Consider the following 3781-nt stretch of genomic DNA (forward strand, 5'->3'; position numbering starts at 1 on the left):
GTCGGGGTGCTTCGAGCGCAGGACCTTCCCCAGGCTGCGTAGGTAGGTTTTGAGCTGTTTGTTCCCGGTCTCAGTGCGCCACTCATGATGCCCCTGAACCGGGTGCCTCCTCGCGGGGCGGGGCGATAATCGGTGTGGAGGCGTTGCTGCGGTTGGTCGATCTGGTCGAGCGGCTGCGGTCGCTGGCGGATGAGGCAGGGGGTGGGTCGAGATGTCCGGTGACGGGATCGAGCCCCCCAGTCCCGGGTGTGGTTGAGGATCCCGGTCGAGCGGCGGATGGCGGCGGTACGTCTGCTGGGTGTGCTGGCGGCCCGAGCCGCGATGCGTGTGGGCGGGGGCGGTCACGGTGAGTGTGGCGACGTACCGGCCGTGGGGGCAGTCCGAGGGAAAGATCCGACCCGAACATCATGATCGTGCGGCGGTCGTCTATGTCCGATAGTCGAGCAGGCAGCAGGTACAGGAGCATGTCGAGTCGACCCGCTTGCAGTACGGGTTGGTGGAACGGGCGGTGGCATTGGGCTGGGCTCGGTCACGGGTCGTGGTGATTGATGATGATCTGGGCCGGTCGGCGGCGATCGCGGCGGCACGCCCTGGCTTCCAGAAACTCGTCACCGAGGTGACGATGGGACGGGTCGGGATCGTGCTGGGTATCGAGATGTCCCGGCTGGCCCGGACCGGCCGGGACTGGCATCAGCTGGTGGAGTTGTGTTCGTTGTCGGGTGCTCTGCTCGCGGATTCCGACGGGGTCTATGACCCTCGTTTCTATAACGACCGGCTGCTGTTGGGGCTGAAAGGGACGATGAGCGAGGCGGAGCTTTACCTGATCAGGCAGCGGATGGCCTCCGGTCGGCTGGCGAAAGCCGAACGCGGGGAACTGGCCGTCCCGGTGCCGATCGGCTATGTGCGCCGCCCGTCGGGAGAGGTCGTGCTCGACCCGGACGGGCAGGCCCAGACGGTGGTACGGCTGGTCTTCGACACCTTCGACCGGCTCGGCACGCTCAACGCCGTGCTGCGCTACTTCGCCGATCATGGAATTGGGCTTCCGGTGCGGGCCCACAGTGGTCTGGAGAAAGGCGAGTTGTCCTGGCGCCGGCCGTCCCGCGAAACCCTGCAGATCATGCTGCACAATCCGATCTACGCCGGGTACTACGCCTACGGGCGGCGCCGGATCGAGCCGCGGCGGACGGTACCCGGCCGGCCGAGCACCGGACGGGTGACCTGCGGTCGGGACGAGTGGCTGGTGGTCCTCCCGGATCGGATGCCCGCCTACATCACGGCCGAACGCTATGAGGCGAACCTCGCCCGGATGGCCGCGAACCGGCAGATCGCCGGATCCCCGGGTGCCCCGCGGGGCGGATCCGCTCTGCTGGCCGGTGTGGTGCGGTGCGGGTTGTGCGGCGGCCATCGGATGACGGTCCGCTACCACACCCCGACCAGTCGCAACCCCGCCCACGGCTACACCTGCGGCTATGACAAGGCCAACTATGGCACCGGCACGGTGTGCCAGCACATCACCGGACCCGCCCTGGACCGGTACGTGACCGGCCAGCTGCTGGACGCGGCCGCCCCGGCCGCCCTGGAGGTTTCCCTGCAGGCCGCGGGACAGGCCGAAGCGGAACGGGCCACCCTCGACACGTTGTGGCGTCAGCGGCTGGACCGCGCCCGCTACGCCGCCGACCGTGCCCGACGCCAGTACCAGCTGGCCGAGCCGGAGAACCGGCTGGTTACCCGGCAACTGGAAGCCGACTGGGAAGCCGCGCTGGCCGCGGCCGACCGGCTGACCGCCGACTACCAGCGGTTCACCGAGACCCAGCCGCGCACCCTGACCGCCGGTGAACACGCGGCGATCCGCGCCCTCGCCCATGATCTCCCGGCCGTCTGGCACGCCCCGCCCACCACCGCCACCGACCGCAAAGAACTCCTCCGCACTCTCATCGACACGATCATTGTGGGGGTCGTCGGGGACAGCGAGACGGTGAACGTGACCATCGTCTGGGCTGGCGGTCACCAGACCACGGGGCAGGCCGCCCGCCCGGTCGCCCGCCTCGACCAGCTGTCCTGCTACCCCCAGCTGGTCGCACGGGTCACCGAGCTGGCCGGGCGCGGCCTGTCCAGCCGGCAGATCGCCGACCAGCTCAACACCGACGGGCTGCGCCCACCCAAACGCACCGACCGGTTCGGCCCCGGGCAGGTCCTGGCCTTGACCCGCCGGCTCGGCGTCCGGATCCACCACCCTCGCGGCACGTCGACCGCGCTGACCAACCTGGGACCCGACCAGTGGTCGGTTGGTGAACTCGCCACAGCAATGGGGATGCCGACCGCCACCGTCTACACCTGGATCTACCGGGGATGGATCACCGCACGACACCACCCGGACGGCAAATACTGGATCATCACTGCTGACGCCGCCGAGATCGGGCGTCTGCGTGAACGCCGGGCCCGTCCACCGGGCTACTACACCCGGGCACGCTGGACCGAACCCACCGAACAGGCGGAACCGAGCCAGGAAGGAACCCCGACATGAAAGAGGATCACAGCTTGAGGTGCACTACCGGTGGCTCATCTCCACGGTCCACCGGTCCCGGTAGGCCTCCGCCAGGTCCAACGCCGGCCACTCCTCGACGTCGAGGAGGTCCGTGACCAGGCAGAACAGCTCCGAGGTCCCCGTGCCGTCTGGACCGGTAGTGTGTACGGTGTACTCGATCACCCGCACCGGCCCGCAGGGCCGTCGGCCCTGCGGGTCGGGTTCAGCCGGGCCAGGTAGGTCCCGTCCGCCAGCTGCGACAACACCTGCACATAGCCACAGTTGCGCCCGCGAAACAGCCACAACGACGACAACACGAAATAGACCATCAACCGCGACGGCAACGACCGCCGCCGCAGCTCCGGCGTGAACACCTGCGTCAACGCCCCGACCGTCACCCGGTCCGGCAGCCAGCCCCCCGGCGAGAGGCCCTCACTCGCATCATGCGACACATCGCGACCCTACCTGCACAATGATCATCTAAAGCATGGCCATTGGGGCTCAGCCGCGTTCGTACTCCGCGCTGTATCCGGAACTGCTGAGAGTCAGTCTGTCGTCCGAGCAGGTGAAGGAATCGGGGTCCAGCCGCCCATGGACAGTCTGCCTGCCCAGAAACTCGTGATTGATGCTGGAATCGACGACAGCTGACCCGACTGGCGACCCGTAGCTGATGGTGGTCCCGCTGACAGTGAAGCGGAAGGTAAACTGCTCGTTCGTAGTTATGGAGTAGAAATTTCTGTCCGCGTTGCCGTAGCCGCTGAGCGTCATTTTTTCCGTCTGGCTCCCGCTTCCATCGTCGTTGAACTGAAGGATACCCGTGGAGATATCGGTTGTGATCAGATCGACAGTGCCGGGGGTATCCAGAATGAACTGAGATGCGTTAACTATTACTCTCCAACGAGAGAGATTCCATGTACCGATCAGACATTCGCGGGTGTCGGGCAGAATGTTTTTCTTAGCGGAATGAGTCCCATCGATACCGGCGGGGGTCGTGATGGGCAGCGCAGCCGCAGATTTACCTTCCTGTAGTTGTAGAACTGTGATCGCAATACTAATTGCACCAATTGCGGCGCCGATAATGCCGACTATTACTTCAGGTCTTCTCCAGCCTCTTTCATGTGGCGCCCCCCTTGTGTCCGACATTAAAGCCTCCAGACTTAAATTTAGAGTGGACTTAGGAACGATAGATCCGTTCGGTAGCCGACACGGGTGGGGGTCCTCGGCTTCCGCCCGAGGGCACCCCGCCTGCTGAAATGC

The 3781-nt window shown here is 65.9% G+C and carries 4 protein-coding genes; 1 reads left to right on the top strand and 3 read right to left on the bottom strand.

The window, feature by feature from the left end:
• The first annotated feature begins 481 nt into the window (after positions 1–481).
• Entirely contained in the window at positions 482–2524 is a 2043-nt protein-coding gene (locus tag U9980_RS20880) for a recombinase family protein (RefSeq protein WP_322769469.1), read from the top strand.
• Between the two features lie 24 nt (positions 2525–2548).
• Here U9980_RS20880 and U9980_RS20885 read toward each other — a convergent pair whose 3' ends face one another.
• The 3 genes from U9980_RS20885 to U9980_RS20895 all read right to left on the bottom strand — a co-directional run.
• The gene (locus U9980_RS20885) at positions 2549–2707 is read right to left on the bottom strand and encodes a hypothetical protein (protein WP_322769470.1); all 159 of its coding nucleotides are present in this window, start codon (positions 2705–2707) and stop codon (positions 2549–2551) included.
• Positions 2704–2976, bottom strand: a complete 273-nt coding sequence (locus U9980_RS20890) for a transposase domain-containing protein (RefSeq protein WP_322769471.1) — start codon at positions 2974–2976, stop codon at positions 2704–2706. The genes U9980_RS20885 and U9980_RS20890 overlap by 4 nt, the downstream gene beginning before the upstream one ends.
• 49 nt (positions 2977–3025) lie before the next feature.
• Positions 3026–3781 (bottom strand): hypothetical protein (locus U9980_RS20895; protein ID WP_322769472.1); only part of this gene is annotated, 756 nt, incomplete at its 5' end.

This window comes from Protofrankia sp. Cr1 (assembly GCF_963555865.1).
Taxonomy (GTDB): domain Bacteria; phylum Actinomycetota; class Actinomycetes; order Frankiales; family Frankiaceae; genus Protofrankia.